General features: G+C 69.2%; 16 protein-coding genes. 11 read left to right on the plus strand and 5 right to left on the minus strand.

Annotation, left to right across the window (positions count from 1 at the left end):
* Window positions 1-193: 193 nt before the first annotated feature.
* The 6 genes from ABIE41_RS12620 to recN all read left to right on the plus strand — a co-directional run bounded on the left by ABIE41_RS12620 (window position 194) and on the right by recN (window position 8,400).
* Window positions 194-1,159, plus strand: a complete 966-nt coding sequence (locus ABIE41_RS12620) for a cell division protein FtsQ/DivIB (protein ID WP_192640761.1) — start codon at window positions 194-196, stop codon at window positions 1,157-1,159.
* Window positions 1,156-2,526 carry a cell division protein FtsA gene (gene ftsA / locus ABIE41_RS12625; RefSeq protein WP_354192124.1) on the plus strand — a complete coding sequence of 457 codons (1,371 nt, stop codon included), beginning with the start codon at window positions 1,156-1,158 and terminating at the stop codon, window positions 2,524-2,526. The genes ABIE41_RS12620 and ftsA overlap by 4 nt, the downstream gene beginning before the upstream one ends.
* Window positions 2,527-2,623: 97 nt before the next feature.
* Entirely contained in the window at window positions 2,624-4,315 is a 1,692-nt protein-coding gene (ftsZ, locus tag ABIE41_RS12630) for a cell division protein FtsZ (protein ID WP_192640763.1), read from the plus strand.
* 310 nt (window positions 4,316-4,625) lie between these two features.
* Complete coding sequence (lpxC, locus tag ABIE41_RS12635; protein ID WP_192640764.1) at window positions 4,626-5,573, plus strand: UDP-3-O-acyl-N-acetylglucosamine deacetylase; 948 nt, start codon at window positions 4,626-4,628, stop codon at window positions 5,571-5,573.
* A 165-nt stretch (window positions 5,574-5,738) separates the two neighbouring features.
* Window positions 5,739-6,656, plus strand: a complete 918-nt coding sequence (locus ABIE41_RS12640) for an outer membrane protein assembly factor BamD (RefSeq protein ID WP_192642749.1) — start codon at window positions 5,739-5,741, stop codon at window positions 6,654-6,656.
* Window positions 6,657-6,714: 58 nt separating this feature from the next.
* Entirely contained in the window at window positions 6,715-8,400 is a 1,686-nt protein-coding gene (recN, locus tag ABIE41_RS12645; protein ID WP_192640765.1) for a DNA repair protein RecN, read from the plus strand.
* A 9-nt stretch (window positions 8,401-8,409) separates the two neighbouring features.
* On the opposite strand, the gene aidB is transcribed toward recN, so the two are convergent.
* Window positions 8,410-9,237: an AidB family quorum-quenching N-acyl homoserine lactonase gene (aidB, locus tag ABIE41_RS12650; protein ID WP_192640766.1), complete on the minus strand. Its 828-nt coding sequence runs from the start codon at window positions 9,235-9,237 to the stop codon at window positions 8,410-8,412.
* An 88-nt stretch (window positions 9,238-9,325) separates the two neighbouring features.
* Complete coding sequence (locus tag ABIE41_RS12655; RefSeq protein ID WP_192640767.1) at window positions 9,326-9,697, minus strand: hypothetical protein; 372 nt, start codon at window positions 9,695-9,697, stop codon at window positions 9,326-9,328.
* A 361-nt stretch (window positions 9,698-10,058) separates the two neighbouring features.
* On the opposite strand from ABIE41_RS12655, the gene ABIE41_RS12660 reads away from it, so the two are divergent.
* Window positions 10,059-12,260 (plus strand): DEAD/DEAH box helicase, encoded by a 2,202-nt coding sequence (locus ABIE41_RS12660; RefSeq protein WP_192640768.1) that lies wholly within the window; start codon window positions 10,059-10,061, stop codon window positions 12,258-12,260.
* Between the two features lie 228 nt (window positions 12,261-12,488).
* On the opposite strand, the gene ABIE41_RS12665 is transcribed toward ABIE41_RS12660, so the two are convergent.
* Window positions 12,489-13,292, minus strand: a complete 804-nt coding sequence (locus ABIE41_RS12665; RefSeq protein ID WP_192640769.1) for a DUF2189 domain-containing protein — start codon at window positions 13,290-13,292, stop codon at window positions 12,489-12,491.
* A 215-nt stretch (window positions 13,293-13,507) separates the two neighbouring features.
* Here ABIE41_RS12665 and ligA point away from each other — a divergent pair, with 215 nt between their 5' ends.
* The gene (ligA, locus tag ABIE41_RS12670) at window positions 13,508-15,661 is read left to right on the plus strand and encodes an NAD-dependent DNA ligase LigA (protein ID WP_192640770.1); all 2,154 of its coding nucleotides are present in this window, start codon (window positions 13,508-13,510) and stop codon (window positions 15,659-15,661) included.
* Between the two features lie 47 nt (window positions 15,662-15,708).
* On the opposite strand, the gene ABIE41_RS12675 is transcribed toward ligA, so the two are convergent.
* A complete protein-coding gene (locus ABIE41_RS12675) occupies window positions 15,709-15,984 on the minus strand; it encodes a hypothetical protein (RefSeq protein ID WP_192640771.1) in 276 nt (91 codons plus the stop codon).
* Between the two features lie 144 nt (window positions 15,985-16,128).
* On the opposite strand from ABIE41_RS12675, the gene ABIE41_RS12680 reads away from it, so the two are divergent.
* Genes ABIE41_RS12680 through ABIE41_RS12690 form a run of 3 tightly spaced genes read left to right on the plus strand, consistent with a single transcriptional unit; the run spans window position 16,129 to window position 18,017 of the window.
* Entirely contained in the window at window positions 16,129-16,992 is an 864-nt protein-coding gene (locus ABIE41_RS12680; protein WP_192640772.1) for an AraC family transcriptional regulator, read from the plus strand.
* Window positions 16,993-17,004: 12 nt separating this feature from the next.
* Complete coding sequence (locus ABIE41_RS12685; RefSeq protein ID WP_192640773.1) at window positions 17,005-17,721, plus strand: AzlC family ABC transporter permease; 717 nt, start codon at window positions 17,005-17,007, stop codon at window positions 17,719-17,721.
* The gene (locus tag ABIE41_RS12690) at window positions 17,718-18,017 is read left to right on the plus strand and encodes an AzlD family protein (RefSeq protein WP_192640774.1); all 300 of its coding nucleotides are present in this window, start codon (window positions 17,718-17,720) and stop codon (window positions 18,015-18,017) included. The genes ABIE41_RS12685 and ABIE41_RS12690 overlap by 4 nt, the downstream gene beginning before the upstream one ends.
* 1 nt (window position 18,018) lies before the next feature.
* Here ABIE41_RS12690 and ABIE41_RS12695 read toward each other — a convergent pair whose 3' ends face one another.
* On the minus strand, window positions 18,019-18,324 hold the full coding sequence (locus ABIE41_RS12695) for a hypothetical protein (RefSeq protein WP_192640775.1): 306 nt from the start codon (window positions 18,322-18,324) through the stop codon (window positions 18,019-18,021).
* Between the last annotated feature and the right edge of the window lie 205 nt (window positions 18,325-18,529).

Consider the following 18,529-nt stretch of genomic DNA (forward strand, 5'->3'; position numbering starts at 1 on the left):
CAGATCGAAGAGTGAGCGTTAACGGCGCATCAAGCAATCGGGTGCCGGGACGTCTGCAGAACCGCTATCCGCCGGGGCCTCGAAACAGCGTGTTTCACCCCTGCGAAGAGGCTCAGGACGGCCCGACGAGACCGAATCGGCTCAGTGCCCGCCCTGGCTGCCCATGCGGGCTCAACTTCGGTGAACGCGTCACATGGATGGTGGAGGACGCCTCCCTCGATCGGTGAAGTCGGCAGCCGCCCTCGCGGCTGGGCGCCTTCCGGTGCCGGCCCCCGGGCCGCAGCTGCTCGTCGGCGAGCGGACCGGACGCTGGCTGCGCCGTTCGCGCCGCAGCGCGGTCGCCGTGCCGCTGGCGCAGCGCCTGCCGCGTCGGCTGGGGACGTGGCTCGCCCTCAGCTTCCTAAGCCTCAGCCTCGGCGCCGGCACCGTGCTCGGCGGCCATGTCGAGACCCTGCGTGCGAATTACGGTGAGCCGCATCACATGCTGGCCCGCCTCGTCGGCTTCGGCATCGACCGTGTGACGATCTCGGGCATCGCCGAGCTGTCCGAGGTCGAGGTTCTGGTCGCGGCGGGAATCGATTCCAAGACCTCGCTCGCCTTCTTCGACGCAGACCAGGCGCGCCGCCGCCTGGAGGCCGCCCCGCTGATCCGCGAGGCGACCATTCGCAAGCTCTATCCGGGCGAGGTCGCGATCACGCTGGTGGAGCGCGAGCCCTTCGCGCTCTGGCAGGTCAAGGGCGAGCTCTTCGTCATCGCCGCCGACGGGACCGTGATCGACAAGATGGATGACGGCCGTTTCGCGCATCTGCCGCTGGTCGTCGGCCCAGAGGCCAACAACCGGGCGCGCGAATATCTCGCCCTGCGCGGTCAGGCCGGGCCGCTCGCCCCGCAGATCAGGGCGGCGACGCTGGTCGCCGGCCGGCGCTGGAACCTGAAGCTCGAGAACGGCATGGACGTGCGTTTGCCCGAGGTCGATCCCGGGGCCGCGGTGAAGCGGCTCGCCGCTCTGCAGGCCGATTACCGGATCTTCGACAAGGATCTGCTGGCGATCGATCTGCGCCAGCCCGACCGCGTCGTGATGCGGCTGACGGAAGAGGGCGCCGCCGCCCGCGCCGAGCAGCTCAAGAGCAAGACCAAGAAGAAGGGAGGCGAGGCATGAACCACGTCACCTCCCAGGGCCTGACGCCGCGGATGCGTCCGCTCTCGTCGCGCAAGAGCGCGACGCTGTCGATTCTCGACATCGGCACGAGCAAGGTCGTCTGCCTGATCGCCGAGTTGAACCCGGCCGAGGCCAATGAGCGGCTGCGCGGTCGCACCCATGTCGCGCGCATCATCGGCATCGGCCACCAGCGCTCGCTCGGCCTCAAGGGCGGCGCGATCATCGATCTCGAAAGCGCCGAGAAGGCCATCCGCGCCGCGGTCGACGCCGCCGAGCGCATGGCCAAGGTCGAGGTCCAGTCGGTCATCGTCAACCTGACGGGCGGGCGCCTGGCCTCGCAGCATTACGCGGCCAGCGTCGATCTGCGCGCCGGTTCGGTCGGCGACTCCGACGTCAAGCGCGTGCTCGCCCATGCCGCCACCCATGCGCTGCGGCCGGGCAAGGCTGTGCTCCACGCCCTGCCGACCGGCTATGCGATGGACGGCGTGCCCGGCGTGCTGGATCCCCGCGGGCTGATCGGCAGCAAGCTCTCGGTCGACATGCATGTCGTTGCCAGCGAGGCCTCGGCTGCGCGCAACGTCATGCTGGCCGTCGAGCGCTGCCATCTCGAGGTCGAGGCGGTGGTCGCGACCCCCTATGCGTCTGGCCTCTCGGTCCTGGTCGACGACGAGGCCGAGATGGGCGTCGTCGTGGTCGACATGGGCGGCGGCACCACCAGCCTCGGCGTGTTCTCGGGCGGGCATCTGATGCATGCCGACGCGATTGCGGTCGGCGGCAACCACATCACCATGGACGTGGCGCGCGGTCTCTCGACCCGCGTCGCGGCCGCCGAGCGCCTCAAGACGCTGCACGGCTCCTGCATTTCCAGCGCCTCGGACGAGCGCGACATGATCTCCGTGCCGCAGGTCGACGACGACGAGCGCGACGCGCCCAACCATCTGCCGAAATCGCAGCTGGTGCGGATCATCAAGCCGCGTGTCGAGGAGATCCTCGAACTGGTGCGCGACAGGCTGACCCAGGCCGGCTTCTCGGCCCAGGCCGGGCGACGCGTCGTGCTGACGGGCGGCGCCTGCCAGCTGACCGGCCTGCCCGAAGTGGCGCGCCGCATTCTCGGCGGGCAGGTCCGCACCGGCCGCCCGCTCGGCATCAAGGGATTGCCCGAAGCCGGCAAGGGCCCGGCCTTCGCGGCCTCGGTCGGCCTGCTGGTCTATCCGCAGGTGGCCCATGTCGAGCATTTCGAGCCCCGCGCGGGGCAGGCGTATTTCGCCACCGGAACGGACGGGTATTTCTCCCGTGTCGGTCGGTGGCTGAAGGAGAGGTTTCTGATCGGGCGCCGCGACGCGGCCACCCGTTCGAACACAGTGTGAGTACCGGCGAGCCCGCCTGCGGGGAAGCCACGGCGTCGAATGTAGCAATCGGGACGGCTCCCGCCAGGCGCCGGACAAGGGATCAAAAGAGGCAACCATGGCGATGAATCTGCAAGCCCCGGACATCCGGGAACTCAAGCCCCGGATCACCGTGTTCGGCGTCGGTGGCGCCGGGGGCAACGCGGTCAACAACATGATCGAGGCCGGTCTCGACGGCGTCGACTTCGTGGTCGCCAACACGGATGCCCAGGCTCTGGCCCTGTCGCGCGCCTCGCGCATCATCCAGATGGGCCTGCAGGTGACCGAGGGTCTCGGCGCCGGCTCCCAGCCCGAGGTCGGCCGCGCGGCCGCTGAGGAGGTGATCGACGAGATCCGCGATCATCTCGCCGGCGCCCATATGGTCTTCATCACCGCCGGCATGGGCGGCGGCACCGGCACGGGTGCGGCTCCTGCGATTGCCCGCGTCGCCCGCGACATGGGCATCCTGACCGTCGGCGTCGTCACCAAGCCGTTCCAGTTCGAGGGCCATCGCCGCATGCGCATGGCCGAGGCCGGCATCAGCGAGCTGAACGAGGCGGTCGACACGCTGATCGTCATCCCGAACCAGAACCTGTTCCGCGTCGCCAACGAGACCACCGGCTTCGCCGATGCCTTCGGCATGGCCGACCAGGTGCTCTACTCCGGCGTCGCCTGCATCACCGACCTGATGGTCCGTCCGGGTCTCATCAACCTCGACTTCGCCGACGTGCGCGCCGTGATGCGCGGCATGGGCAAGGCGATGATGGGCACCGGCGAGGCGCAGGGCGAGAAGCGCGCGCTGAACGCCGCCCAGGCCGCGATCAACAACCCGCTGCTCGACGACGTCTCGATGAAGGGCGCGCGCGGCCTGCTGATCTCGATCACCGGCGGGCGCGACATGAAGCTCTACGAGGTCGACGAAGCCGCAACCCGCATCCGCGAGGAGGTCGATTCCGAGGCCAACATCATCGTCGGCGCGACCTTCGACGAGGCGCTGGAAGGCATCGTCCGCGTGTCGGTCGTCGCCACGGGCATCGACAAGCCCGTGACCTCGCAGGCCGAGATCGACGAGACCGAGGCCCGCATCGCCCAGGTCGCCGAGCGCCTTAAGGCCGAGGCCCGCCTGCGCACCGCCGCTCCGGCCCGCCAGGCGGCTCCGGCTCCCGCGCCGGCTCCGGTCGAGCCCCCGATGGAGATGCGCATGACGCATGCGATCGAGGCCGATCCGCGCGCCGGTCTGCCCGAGGACATCCGCATCGCCCCGATCCAGCCGCGCCCCGTTATGGCCGCCGCTGCGCCCGAGCCGATGCGCCAGCCGGAGCCCGCTCCGATGCTGGAGGAGAGCTTCATCCCGCCGATGCCCGAGCGTTCGGTCGTCCGTCCGACCCGCATGCCGCGCGTCGAGGACCTGCCGATTCCGGCGCAGAACCAGATCAACGCTCAGCGCGGCGCTCAGGCCGCCCCGCTGCCGCCCAGCGCCGCCGACCAGAAGCGGATGTCCCTGATGCAGCGCCTCGCCTCCGTCGGCTTCGGCCGCAAGGAGGAGGAGGCGGTCGAGCCGGCGCCGATGCCGGTGCGCCAGGCTCCGCAGGCTCCTGCCATCCCGCAGGCGCCGAGCGCGGCGCATGCCGAATACATGCGCCGTCCGGCGGCCCCGGCCGCCCGCCCGGCTCAGGGCCAGCTCGATCCGCATGGCCGCGCTGCGCCGAATCGGACCAGCGAGGAGGATCATCTCGAGATCCCGGCCTTCCTGCGCCGCCAGGCCAACTGAGCGTAGCGGGCTTCCGAGCCACTGTAACATCGTCCCGGCGCGCCATCGGCGCGCCGGGATTTGCCTTGTCGAAAACCTCAATCATTCCAGTTCGATAGAGATCATCCGGGCGGCGCAGAAACCTGTAACAGAGCGAAAGAAAGCGTGATTTTGTGAGCATGCTCCGAAAGCTTATGTTGCGGCTGCACCACGACAGACGGGAGACGGGTTTTGCCCCTTCCCGGCCTCAGGACGCATCGCTGACGAACTGCCCCCACGGGACGCAAACCCGATGAGACGGCGTCGTTCGCGATCAGGATTGGATACCGGAATGAGCTTCGATCGGCAGACGACCCTGCGGGCCCCCGTGACCTTGACCGGCATCGGCGTCCATTCCGGAGCTCCCGCAACGATCTGCCTCAAGCCCTCCAGCGCGAACTCGGGAATCGTCTTCCTGCGCCAGGGCCTCGAGGACGCGCCCTCGCAGCTCATCCACGCCAAGCACACCAAGGTCAGCGCGACCGAGCTGTGCACCGTCATCGGTGACGGCGCCTCCGCTTCGGTGGCGACCATCGAGCATCTGATGTCGGCCTGCGCCGGTCTCGGCCTCGACAACGTGCTGGTCGAGATCGACGGGCCCGAGATGCCGATCATGGACGGCAGCGCCGCCGAGTTCGTCGCCGCCATCGAGGCCACCGGCCTCGTCGGCCTCTCCGCGGCGCGCCGCTATCTGCGCATCCTCCAGCCGGTTCGCGTCCAGCATGGCCGGGCCTTCGCCGAGCTGCTGCCGGCCAAGACCGGCTTCCGCCTCGATGTCGAGATCGACTTCGACACCAGCGTCATCGGCCGCCAGCGCAAGGTCTTCGATCTCGAAGCCTCCGCCTATGCCGAGGAAATCTCCCGCGCCCGGACCTTCGGGTTCATGCGCGATGTCGAGCAGCTCTGGAAGGCCGGCTTCGCGCTGGGCGCCTCGCTCGACAACACCGTCGCCGTGGGTGACGACAAGGTGATCAACCCCGAGGGCCTGCGCTATGGCGACGAGTTCGTCCGCCACAAGGTTCTCGACGCGATCGGCGACCTCGCGCTCGCCGGCTACCCGATCATCGGCGAGTTCCGCTCCTATTGCGGCGGCCACCGGATGAATGTCCGCATCCTGGAGGCGCTGTTCGCCGACCGCGCCAATTACGCGATCGTCGAGGCCGAGCCGGTCTATGCGGCTCCGCGTGCGGTCCAGATGGCCGCGGCTGCTCCCGCCGCCTTCGCGCCGGACGTGCACTGAGCGTCACGCGCCACCGCGCCTTCCTGTCGCCGGTTTTCTGTCGAATAGACGTCGCCGTTGCCGCGGGCCTTCGCTTTCGGCAGTGGCGCGTCTTCGGCGTCTGAGGTAAGGCATGCATCCCCAACGAGCGGGGACGAAGACATGAGGACGGACGACGTGAGCGTCATGCGGCTGAACAACCCGACATCCAAGCGCACCGGATCGATGGCGCGGGGCACGGCCCTGGCGCTGGGCGCCGCCATGCTGCTGGGCGGCTGCGACACGGTTTCCTCGCTCAATCCCTTCGACCGGCCCGAGGTTTACAAGCCCGAGGTCAAGGAGGTCGTCCCGGCCGACAGGCTCTACAATGAGGGCCTCGCGCGGCTGCAGAATGGCGACAGCGAAGGCGCGTCGAAGAAGTTCGACCAGATCGACAAGGAGGCGCCGTTCTCCCCCTATGCGCGCAAGGGGCTGATTCTCGCCGCCTACACGAACTACCAGGCGTCGAAGTGGGAGGAGACGATCACCGCCTCCAAGCGCTTCATCGCGCAGAACCCGGCGAGCCCGGATGCAGCCTATGCGCAGTATCTGATGGCGATGTCCTATTACAACCAGATCCCGGACGCGACGCGCGACCAGGAGCGGACCCAGCTGGCCATCGCCGCCTTCGAGCAGCTGATCCAGAAATATCCGAAGTCGGAATATGTGCTCGACGCCAAGGAGAAGCTCCTGGTGGCGCGCGACCAGCTCGCCGGCAAGGAGATGAATGTCGGGCGCTTCTATCTCGAGCAGCGCAACTACACCGGCGCGGTGAACCGCTTCCGCGAGGTCATCATCAAGTACCAGACCACCCGGCATGTCGAGGAGGCGCTGATGCGTCTCACGGAAGCCTATATGGCGCTGGGCATCACCAACGAGGCGCAGACGGCCGCCGCGGTGCTGGGCCACAACTTCCCGGACAGCCCCTGGTACAAGGATGCCTATGTCCTGCTGGAAAGCGGCGGCCTTCAGCCGCGCGAGGATCGCGGCTCCTATATCAGCCGTGCCTTCCAGGGCTTCCAGCGTGCGGTGGTGGGTGTCGTCGGGTTCGGCGGCCGCCTCTGACCGCCCCGCATGAGGGTCGCCCGCGCATGCCCCGCCTCCTGAGCCTGCGCTGACCGCCATGCTGGTCCAACTGTCGATTCGCGACATCGTCCTGATCGACCGTCTCGACCTCACGTTTCGGGACGGGCTCAGCGTGCTGACCGGCGAGACCGGCGCCGGCAAATCCATCCTCCTCGACGGGTTCGCGCTGGCGCTCGGCGGCCGCGGCGATGGCGGGCTCGTGCGCCATGGCGAGACGCAGGGCCAGGTCAGCGCCGTCTTCGACCTGCCGGGCGACCATGCGGCGCGCCGGCTGGCCCAGGCCCAGGAGATCGACACCGACGGCGACCTGATCCTGCGCCGCGTGCAGTATGCGGACGGGCGCACGCGCGCCTTCGTCAACGACCAGCCCGTCAGCGTCCAGATTCTCAGGATGATCGGCGCGGCCATCGTCGAGATCCACGGCCAGCATGACGACCGGGCGCTGACCGACCCGGCGCAGCATCGCGTCATCCTGGATGGCTTCGCCGGGCTGGAAGCGCAGTCCGATTCGGTCATTGCCGCCAGCGACACGCTCAAGCGCGCGCGCCAGGCCCTGCAGGCGCAGCGCATGCGGGTCGAGGCGGCGCGCAAGGAGGCGGATTTCCTGCGCCATGCGGTCGCCGAACTCGGCAAGCTCGCGCCGCAGCCCGGCGAGGAGGAGGCTCTCGCCGCCCAGCGCCAGGGTATGATGCAGGCCGAGAAGGTCGCCCGCGACCTGATCGATGCCCATGAGGCGGTGGCCGGGCAGGGCTCGCCGATCGCCGCGCTCTCGGCCGTCCTGCGCCGGCTGGAACGCCGGGCCGGCCAGGCGCCGGCGCTGATTGACCCCTCGCTTGCTGCGCTCAACACCGCGCTCGTCGCGCTCGAGGAGGCGGGCGAGACGCTCGCCGCGGGAATGCGTGCGGCCGAATATGATCCGCGCGAGCAGGAGCGTGTCGAGGAGCGGCTCTTCGCTCTGCGTGGCGCCGCGCGCAAATACGATGTGCCGGTCGAGGGGCTGGTGCCGCTGGCGCAGAGCATGACGGCCGATCTGGCCGCTCTCGACGACAGCGAAATCTCGCTCGGCCGATTGGAAGAGGACCTCGTCCGCGCCGAGGCGGCCTATGTCGGGCTTGCGGGCAAGCTCTCCGCCGCCCGCCAGAAGGCGGCGGCGAAGCTCGACGCCGCGGTCAAGGCCGAACTGCCGCCGCTCAAGCTGGAGCGCGCCCGCTTCATCACCCGGATCGACAGCGACGAGACGGCGCGCGGTCCCGAGGGCTTCGACCGTGTCGAGTTCTGGGTCGAGACCAATCCGGGCACACGGCCCGGCCCGATGATGAAGGTGGCGTCCGGCGGCGAGCTCTCGCGCTTCATGCTGGCGCTGAAGGTCGTGCTGGCCGAGCGCGGCTCGGCGCCGACGCTGGTCTTCGATGAGATCGACACCGGGGTCGGCGGCGCGGTCGCGGACGCCATCGGCGAGCGGCTGGCGCGGCTCGCCGGCAAGGTCCAGGTGATCTCGGTGACCCATGCCCCGCAGGTCGCCGCCAAGGCGGCCCAGCATTTCCTGATCGCCAAATCGGCGCTGGCCGGCGACGCCGCCTCACGCACGGTGACGCGCGTGACGGGGCTGGAAGACGAGGCACGGCGCGAGGAGATCGCCCGCATGCTGGCAGGCGCCAGCATCACCGAAGAGGCGAGGGCAGCCGCCGGGCGGCTGCTGGAGGCGGCGGGCGTGCGGGGATAAGTCCGCCGTTCAGGCCGCCGGCACCAGTTCGAAGACGTCGCCGACACGCCTCACGGTCTTGAATCCATCGACGTGACCGCCGGAGACGATCCAGCCATGGTCGCTCGCGCGCCCGAGGATTTCGCGACGTGTCGCGACCGCGACCGCGCCATCGAAATCGAACACGAGCCCGACATCGGGATCGGCCGCCTGCAGCGTCTCCAGATGGACCGCATCGCCCCAGAGCAGCAATTCGCGCCCGCTATTCTCGATCAGATAGCCGCTCTGGCCGTGGGTATGGCCCGGCAGCGGGATCAGGGTCACGCCCTTGAGGATGTCACCGGAGCCGGTGACGGCGTCGACGCGCTCGGGGTAGAGGCGCAGGAGCGTCTCGGCGATGGCGAAGCCGCCGCGACGGTTTTCCGGTGTGCTCAGGCGCTTGTCCGCGTCGGTGAAGAAGCTGAGCTCCGTGGCCGGCACGAGGATGCGCGCATTGGGGAAGTAGGGCGCCTCGCCATCGAACAGGCCGAGCGCGTGGTCGCCATGGAGATGGGTGATCAGAACGCGGTCGACGCTGTCACGCGTGATACCGAGCGCCTCTAGGGCGGTGCGGGCATGGCCATAGGCCTCGCCCCAGGACGTGCCTGTCCCCGCATCGACGAGGGTGATGCCGCCCGGCCCGCGCAGGAGGAAGCAGTTGACGACGATGCGCAGTGTCGGCCGGCCCCATGCCGCGATGGCGCCGTCGCGCGCGGCCGGGCCGGTGGCATGCGTCAGCACGTCGATGGGGGCCTCGTAGAAGCCGTCATGCAGGATCGAGACATCGTAGAGACCAAAGCGCCGTGTCTGCCGATCCATGAAAGCCGTCCCTGTTCCGCGGGATGCCGATCACAGCGCAGGGCGTCGCGCCTTGGCAAGGCGGGAGGCCGGGCGGTCGCCATGTGCCTCAGTTCTGCGGGATGAACTGCGCGTCGCTGATGGTGAAGGCGCCATGCGCCGGCTGCACTGTAAATTCGAGTGCGCCGCGGCAGCCGGCCGCGGCGGCAGCTCCGGGCTTTGCACAATGGCGTTCGAGATAGGTGATCGTGTCCTGTGGCATGCCGGCATCGTCGAGGCGCACGCTGCCGCTGGCGTCGCTGGCGAGGCCGCCGCGGGCCATGGTGAAGCCGGAGACGGTGACGTTCTCGATGCGGACGAACAGGCCTGCGAGCTCGGCGCGGCGCTGCTTGACCGCGGCCAGCGTCATCATCTGCGCGCCGTCCTGGGCATGGGCCTGTGCGCTCGCCGCCAGCATCCCCGCCACGATTATCCACCGCATCCGCATCGCTCTCCTCGCAAGGGGCGGCGGAATCGCGCGGCGGGCCTGAGTCGTCAAGGGCACAAGGGCCCACCACTCCCGCTCCGTCATTCCGGGCGAGCGAAGCTAAGAAGCGAAATCCATCCTGGGATGCTGCGCTCGGGGATGGATTCCGGTGCGGCGGCGCGGGCGCGGCTCGTCCGGAATGACGGCCCGATCAGATCGCAGGGTGTACCCCTTTCACGCTGCGATTGCCGCCCCGGTTTCTTTTCGTCGGCTTTTGCGCTATGAGCCCCGCAATCGATGGCTGCGCCTTGCGCCCGTCGCCGACATCCTGCGCCGTCATTCCGATTCCGCGCCGTAACCCTAGGCCCTCTGTCCCATGTCCTTCCTGACCTCGAGTGCGCCGCTCGCGCGCGCGCTCGCCGAACGCAACTATTCCGAACCCACGCCGGTGCAGAGCGCCGTGCTGGAGGAGGCCGCCGCTGGCCGCGACCTGCTCGTCTCGTCGCAGACCGGCTCCGGCAAGACCGTCGCCTATGGCCTCGCCATCGGCGCGACCCTGCTCGGCGAGGCGGAGGCCTTCGGCCGCGCCGGCCAGCCGCTCGCGCTGATCATCGCGCCGACGCGCGAACTGGCGCTGCAGGTCCAGCGTGAGCTCGCCTGGCTCTACAAGCACGCCAATGCCCGCATCATCGCCTGCGTCGGCGGCATGGACCCGCGCCGCGAGGCCGCCCTGCTCGACGAGGGCGCCCATGTCGTCGTCGGCACGCCGGGCCGCCTGCGCGACCATATCGAGCGCCACCGTCTCGACGTCTCGGCGCTCAAGGCCGTCGTTCTCGACGAGGCCGACGAGATGCTCGATCTCGGCTTCCGCGACGATCTCGAATTTATCCTCAAGACCACGCCGGCCGAGCGCCAGAGCCTGCTGTTCTCGGCGACGCTGCCCAAGGCGATCATCCAGCTCGCCAAGAGCTACCAGAACGATGCGCTGCGCATCGAGGTCGCGGGCACGCCCGGCGGCCATGCCGACATCGATTATCGCGCGATCCGCTGCTACCCGAAGGAAGCCGAGCTCGCGGTGGTCAACCTTCTGCGCTTCCACGATTCGCCCTGCTCGCTGGTGTTCTGCAACACCCGCAACGCGGTGCGCCATCTCGAGGCGATCCTGCTGGAACGCGGCTTCTCGGCCGTGGCGCTTTCGGGCGAGCTCTCGCAGAGCGAGCGCAATTCGGCGCTGCAGGCGCTGCGAGACGGCCGCGCGCGCGTCTGCGTCGCGACCGACGTCGCCGCCCGCGGCATCGACCTGCCGGGCCTGACGCTGGTGATCCATGCCGAGCTGCCCAACGACCCGGAGGTGATGCAGCATCGCTCCGGCCGCACCGGCCGCGCCGGCAAGAAGGGCACCAGCGTGCTGCTGGTGCCGCCGTCACGCCGCCGCAAGGCCGAGATGCTGCTGGCCGAGGCCAAGGTCGAGGCCGTCTGGGCCGGCCCGCCAACGCAGGACGAGATCCGCGCGCTCGACCAGGAGCGGCTTCTGAGCGACCTGATCCTGACCGGCGAGCCGGGCGAGGTCGATGCCGCGATGGTCGAGGCGCTGCTGGCCGGCCGCACGGCCAACGAGATCGCGGCCGCGCTGGTGCGGATCTACCGTGCGCGCCTGCCGGCCTCCGAGGAGGTCGGCGACCCGAACTATGCGCGTGACGAGCGTCGCCCTGCCCGGGCGCGTGAGGATTACGCGCCCCGCGAAGGCGCGCGCTTCGGCGAGCACCGCGAGGGCAGCCCGCGCGCGGATGGTCCGCGCAAGGCCGGTCCGCGTGGCGACACCGTCTGGTTCCGCCTCAGCGTCGGCCGCAAGGACGGCGCCGATCCGCGCCAGCTGCTGCCGATGCTGTGCCGCCGCGGCAAGATCACCCGCGACGAGGTCGGCGCGATCCGTATCTTCGACAAGGAGACCAAGGTCGAGATCGATGCCGATGTCGCCGAGCGCTTCTACGAACTGGCCAAGGCCGTCGACCGCGACAAGATCGCGATCGAGCCGGTGACCGGCGAGGAGGAGCGGCGCCCGGCCAAGCCGTTCGCCGAGAAGGGGAGCCATGCGCCCGCGCCCTACGCCAAGCCCGAAGGCGATGCGCGTCCGGCCCGGGCTTACGAAAAGAAGCCCTACGAAAAGAAGCCGTACGAGAAGAAGCCCTATGAGGGCGGGGACAAGAAGCCCTACGCCAAGAAGGCGTATGAGCCCAAGCCCTACGAGGCCAGGGCCGACGCCAAGCCTTATGAGGGCGGCGAGAAGAAGCCCTATGAGGGCAAGAAGAAGGCCTATGAGGGCAAGTCGAAGCCCTTCGGCGCCGCCAAGGCCTATGACCCCGTGCGCAGCGACCGCGAGGCGCTGTCGGACCCCAATGTGTCGTTCCGCTCAGGCCCGAAGCCGCGCTTCGACAAGCCTGGCTTCGACAAGCCGGCCGGCGACAAGCCCTATGGCGAGAAGAAGCCCTATGCGCCGAAGCCTTTCGGCGCCGGCAAGTCGGGTGCCGGCAAGTCTTTCGCCGGCAAGGCGCCCTTCAAGGGCAAGAAGCCGCGCTGAGGCACGGCAAGCCCGATTGTCGGGCGCTGTCCGCCTTCCTCAGCGCAGGCCGAGGAAGGACAGGATGGCCAGAACCACGACGATCAGGCCGATGATGTAGACGATGCTGTGCATGGCAGAAGCCCCCGTTGTCGCAGCGGGAGGCTCGTCCCGCCGCTCTGTCGATGATGGGCAGGAAACCGCGCTTTTGCGCGAAAGTTCCCGCCCGACAGCGGTGGCCCTCCGGGCTCAGCCGTCGACGACCTTGCGGTAGAGATGCCAGCTCGCATGGCCGAGCACGGGCATGGCCACGATCAGGCCGACGAGCAATGGCAGGCAGGCGAGCACGAGCAGGCCGGTCACCATCAGCCCCCAGATCATCATGACGCGCGGATTGCGCTCGACGGCGGCGATCGAGGTTCGCACCGCCGTGGCGACGTCCACCCGCCGGTCGATGAGGTGCGGGAAGGACACCACCGAGATCGAGAAGGCGACGATCGCGAAGAGCAGCCCGACGGCGTTGCCCACCACGATCATCGTCCAGCCGTCGAAGGTGGTGAAGACGGCGCGCAGGAAGTCCAGCGTCGAGACGTCCGCCGGCAGGCCGAGCAGACCCTGGTAGATGAACCAGGCACAGGCCAGCCAGGCGAGGAAGAGCCCGGTCAGCATCGCGCCCAACAGCAGGATCTGGCCGATCGCTGGCGAGCGCAGCAGGGCAAAGGCGTGCTCCCAGCTCGAATCGAGATGGCGCTCGCGCCGCCGGCTGATCTCGTACAGCGCGATCGCCGCGAAGGGCCCGAGCAGCGCAAAGCCGCCGAGCAGCGGGAAGAGCAGCGGGAAGATGTTGAAGCTCACCGTCGCCTGCGCCAGCAGCACGCCGATGACGGGGTACATCAGCGCGACGAAAGCGAGATGGCTCGGCTGTGCCTTGAAATCCTCCCAGCCCAGCCTCAGCGCCTCGCGCAGATCTCGGGTGGTGATGGTGTTGACGCGCGGCAGGGCAGGCGTTTCCCCGCGTGGAACGCTGTGCAGATGGACGTCGAGATTGGCCATGGCGTGTCTCCCGGTTGCGGCCCGGTTCGCCTTGCAGCCCTTGACGCGATCCTTGGGTCAACGGCCGATAGGCGTCGAGCTTCCAATTCCCAGCTGAGGCAGGATAGCCCAAAACTGACGTGCTGTCGCAGGGGGCGGGAACACGAATGCGGGATGAGGTGAGAGCCGGCGCTGCTGACTTCCCACGACGCGGGATTCTCGCCTAATGAGGGGCCATGAGCGAGCCTGAACCCATCCCCGTCACCGAACTCACCTCCCGCCAGGCCCGGGCCGAGCACAAGCGGCTGGCCGAGGCGGTCGAGGCGGCCGACATCGCCTATCACCAGAACGACGCGCCGGAGATGGACGACGCGGCCTATGACGCGCTGCGGCGCCGGCTGGTGGCGATCGAGGAGGCATTTCCGGCGTTGAAGGCGGCCTCCGTCAGCGCCAAGGTCGGCGCCAAGGCGTCGGGCAAATTCGCCAAGATCCGCCACCGCGTGCCGATGCTCTCGCTTGACAACGCCTTCACCGACGAGGCGGTGGCGGAATTCGTCCAGCGCGTGCACCGCTTCCTCGGGCGCAAGGACGAGGAGCCGATCGCCTTCACCGCCGAGCCCAAGATCGACGGGCTGTCGCTCTCGCTGCGCTATGAGAAGGGCGCGCTCGTCCATGCCGCGACGCGCGGCGACGGCGAGGAGGGCGAAGACGTCACGGTCAACGCCCGCACCATCGCCGAGATCCCGCAGACATTGGCGGGAACTGATGTGCCCGCCGTCGCCGAAGTGCGCGGCGAGGTTTATCTGGGCCATGCCGATTTCGCGGGGATCAACGAGCGCCAGCGCGAGAAGGGGCTTCCCGAATTCGCCAATCCGCGCAACGCCGCGGCGGGCTCGCTGCGCCAGCTCGACGCGACGATCACTGCCTCGCGGCCGCTGCGCTTCTTCGCATACGCCTGGGGCGAGATGCCGGAGCTGCCTGCGCCGACACAGTCGGGCGTGGTGGAGGCGTTCGGACGCTGGGGCTTCCGCACCAATCCGCTGATGAAGCGCTGCGAGAGCGTCGAGGCGCTGATTGCGCATTACCGACTGATCGAGAGCCAGCGCGCGACGCTCGGCTACGACATCGACGGCGTCGTCTACAAGGTCGACGATCTCGCGCTTCAGGCGCGACTCGGCTTCGTCTCGCGGGCGCCGCGCTGGGCGATCGCGCATAAATTCCCGGCGGAACTCGCGACGACGGTGCTGGAGGCGATCGAGATCCAGGTCGGGCGCACTGGTGCGCTCTCGCCGGTGGCGCGTCTGCGCCCGGTGACGGTCGGCGGCGTCGTCGTCACCAATGCGACGCTGCACAATGAGGATTACATCCGCGGCTACGACTCGAAGGGCGACCGCATCCGCGACGGCGAGCCGCCGGACATCCGCGTCGGCGACACGGTGACGGTGAAGCGCGCCGGCGACGTGATCCCGCGGGTGGCGGCGGTCGATCTGTCGAAGCGGCCGGCGGACGCGAAGCCTTACGCCTTCCCGACGCTGTGCCCCGCCTGCGGCAGCCATGCGACGCGGGAGATCAATCCACGCTCCGGCAAGGAAGACGCCGTGCGCCGCTGTACCGGCGGGCTGATCTGCCCGGCCCAGGCGGTCGAGCGGCTGAAGCATTTCGTCGCGCGCGACGCGCTCGACATTGACGGGCTCGGCGACAAGCAGATCGAGTTCTTCCACGACGATCCCGACCTGCCGGTGAAGGAGCCGGCCGACATCTTCACGCTCGCGGCGCGCGACGCCGCCAATCTCAAGAAGCTGAAGGACAAGGAAGGCTTCGGCGCGCAGAGCGTGGCGAAGCTCTTCGCCGCGATCGAGGAGCGCCGGACGCCCCCGCTCAATCGTTTCATGTTCGGGCTCGGCATCCGCCATATCGGCGAAACCAATGCCCGCCTGTTGGCGCGCCATTACGGCTCCTTCGAGGCGCTGCGGGCGGCCGGGCTGGCGGCGGCCGACCCGACCTCGCCCGAGCGGCAGGAACTCGACGCGATCGATGGCGTCGGGCCCACCGTGGTCGAGGCGCTGACGGACTTCTTCGGCGAACCGCATAACGAGCAACTGCTCGACCGCCTGCTGGAACAGGTGACGCCGCAGCCGCTGGAGGCGGTGGCGTCCGCCAGTCCGGTCGCCGGCAAGATTGTGGTCTTCACCGGCGCGCTCGAGCGCATGACCCGCGACGAGGCCAAGGCGATGGCGGAACGTCTCGGCGCGAAGGTCGCGGGCTCGGTCTCCTCAAAGACCGATCTGCTGGTGGCGGGGCCGGGCGCGGGCTCGAAGCTGAAGGATGCGCAGAAGCATGGCGTCGAGGTGATCGACGAAGCCGGCTGGTTCGACCTGGTCGGCGCATGAAAAAGCCGCCGGTCGAAACCGGCGGCTGGTCATCGCTAAGCCCAGGCTCAGCGGTTGGTGCGATGGCGGTTGTAATGGCGGCGCTGGTGCTTGGTGCGCACCGCGGTCTTCTGCGGCACGCCGAGGACGCCCTTGACGCCACCGGCCACGCCGCCCGCGACGCTGCCGACAACTCCACCGACCGCACCACCGACGGGGCCGGCCGCCTCATTGCCGACGCGGGCGCCGGTCTGTGCGCCACGGGGCACGCCCTGGGCGCTGGCGACAGCGGGGATGGCCAGAAGGGCGGCAGCGAAGAAGAGGGCGGTCGGACGAATGGTCATGGCAGATTCTTTCAGTGTCGGAAGAGGCTCGTGGCCCCTCGTCTCGGAACGTCTGCGCCTGTGGTCCTGTTCCCCCGGCGGGCTGATGCACCCGATCACTTTTCTTCAAGACGGCCCCGGCCCGATCGGGTTTAACCTCGCGCCATGGATCTGATCACGCAGGAACAGGCGCTGGCCGAGACGCCGCTGAAGGCGGGAGAGCGGGCGCATCTCTTCGCCGCCCGCCGTTTCGACGGGCTGGAGTTCCTGGCGGCGACCTTTCGCACCCATGCCTATGCGCCCCACGCCCATGACACCTTTGCGATCGGGACGATCCTGAGCGGTTGCGAGGTCTGGCATGCGCGCGGGCGGAAGCTCTATGCCGGGCCCGGCGATCTCGTGATGAACCAGCCGCTCGATGTCCATGACGGGGCGCCGAGCGAGGGCGGCTATCGCTACCGGATGAGCTATCCCGGCCTCGAGCTGATGCAGGAGCTGGCGGCTTCGCTGACCGGGCGCGAGAGCGTTGGCACGCCCTTCTTCCGAGAGCCTGTCGTGCACGATCCGGAAGGGGCTGCGCTGTTCGCCGCCGCCCATCGCCTGCTGGAGGAGGGCGCGGATGCGCTCGCGGGCGAGGAGGCGCTGCTGCGGGCCTATGCGGCGATGCTGGTGCGCCATGCCGATCTCGGTCCCCGCCCGATCGGGCGCGAGCCCGGCCCGGTTGATCGCGCGCGGGCGCTGATCGAGGCCAGGTATGACGAGGACCTCTCGCTCGCCGAAATCGGCGCCGCGGTCGGCCTGCCGCGGCATCATCTGATCCGCGCCTTCCGGGCTGAGACCGGGCTGACGCCGCATGCCTTCCTGGTCGATGTGCGGGTACGGCGCGCGCGCGACCGCCTGCGTCGCGGGGAGGCGCCCGGCGCAGTCGCCGCCGCCACGGGTTTCAGCGACCAGGCGCATCTCACCCGCGCCTTCAAGGCCAGGCTCGGCGTGACGCCGGGCGTCTTCCGCGCCGCCCATCTCTCCTGAAGGCCCATCGCGATGTCCACCCTGCGCGACGATGCCCGGCGGGGCTTCAGCGACATCTGGCCGGCCATGCTGGCGGCGGTGCCGATCGGGCTGCTGCTCGGCGCGCTCGCCGCCGGCAAGGGCCTGTCTCCGCTGGAGACGATGGCGATGAGCGTGCTCGTCTTCGCGGGAGGCGCGCAATTCGCCGCGGTCGAGCTCTGGGCGACACCGGCGCCGATCGGCGCGATCGTGTTCTCGACGCTGCTGATCAATGCGCGGCATGTGCTGATGAGCGCCTCGCTGGTGCCGAAGCTCGCGGGCTTCTCGCGCGGGCAGACAGCGCTCGGGCTCTATTTCATGGCCGACGAAAACTGGGCGCTCGCCGAGAAGCGGGCGCGCACCCACGCTCTGACGCCGGCCTACTGGTTCGGGATGGTCGTGCCCTTTGTGACCTGCTGGGTCGCGACTTCGACGCTAGGCACGGTTGTCGGCGCAGCGCTGGGCGATCCGCGCCGATTCGGGGCCGATTTCGCCTTCACGGCCCTGTTCATCGCGCTGGTCGCGGCCTTCTGGAAAGGGCGGGTGACGTTCTGGACGGTCGCCGCCGCGGGTCTGGCCTCGGCGCTGACCTACCGGCTGATCGGGCCGCCCTGGCATGTGCCGGCGGGCGCGCTCTGCGGACTCGCCGCCGCCTGGCTCGCGGCCGGCTCGGGCGTGGACGCCGAGCCTGCGCCGGAGGTCCGCCCATGACGCTCGACCCGCACAACCTGCTCGCCATCCTGGGCATGGCGATCGCGACCTATGCGACCCGCCTGGCGGGGCTCGCGCTCGCGGGCCGGTTAAAACTGTCGCCGCGCGCCCAGGCGGCTTTCGATGCGATTCCGCCCGCGGTGCTCGTCGCCGTCATCGCGCCGAGCGCGCTCGCCACCGGCTGGCCGGAGACGGCGGCCGCACTGCTGGCCGCGGTCGCGGCGACACGCCTGCCGCTGCTCGGCGTCGTGGCAGTCGGCGTCGCCGCGGTGGTGGGGTTGCGGGCGCTGGCCTGACTCACTCGCGGATGATCGGGGTGACGGCGATGACCATGCCCTGTCCACTCACGGCCAGGTTGTAGCTGCGCGACAGGGCGGCTTTGAGCTGCGGCTCCGCGACGGCGATCTTGGCCTTGATATCGGCGGAGACGCCGCTGTCAGTCTTCTGCCGCAGGACGATGTCGCCGGTCTTGATCGAGAGGATCTGGTAGCGGGCCCAGTTCTCGCGCGAGATGTTCCGGCGCCAGTGGCTGCAGTCGCGCTTGAAGGCCCGGTCGGCGAAGAGCGTCTCAGCCTCCTGATAGCTGATGCTGCGATCGATCACATTGGTCAGCTTGTATTCGAAATGGTCGCTGAAATTGCCGCTGAGGCCGGCATTGACGAAGATGTTCTTGATGCCGCTGACGGCGCCGCTGGCCTCGAGCTGAAGCTCAGATCGAGGTCGGACTGCCTGGCATCGACCGGCAACACGGCATAGCGCGCCAGATTGACCTCGCAGAGACGCTCGAGGTTGACCGGGCGGGACCGGT

It is taken from the genome of Bosea sp. OAE506, from assembly GCF_040546595.1.
In the GTDB taxonomy this organism is placed as follows: Bacteria; Pseudomonadota; Alphaproteobacteria; order Rhizobiales; family Beijerinckiaceae; genus Allobosea.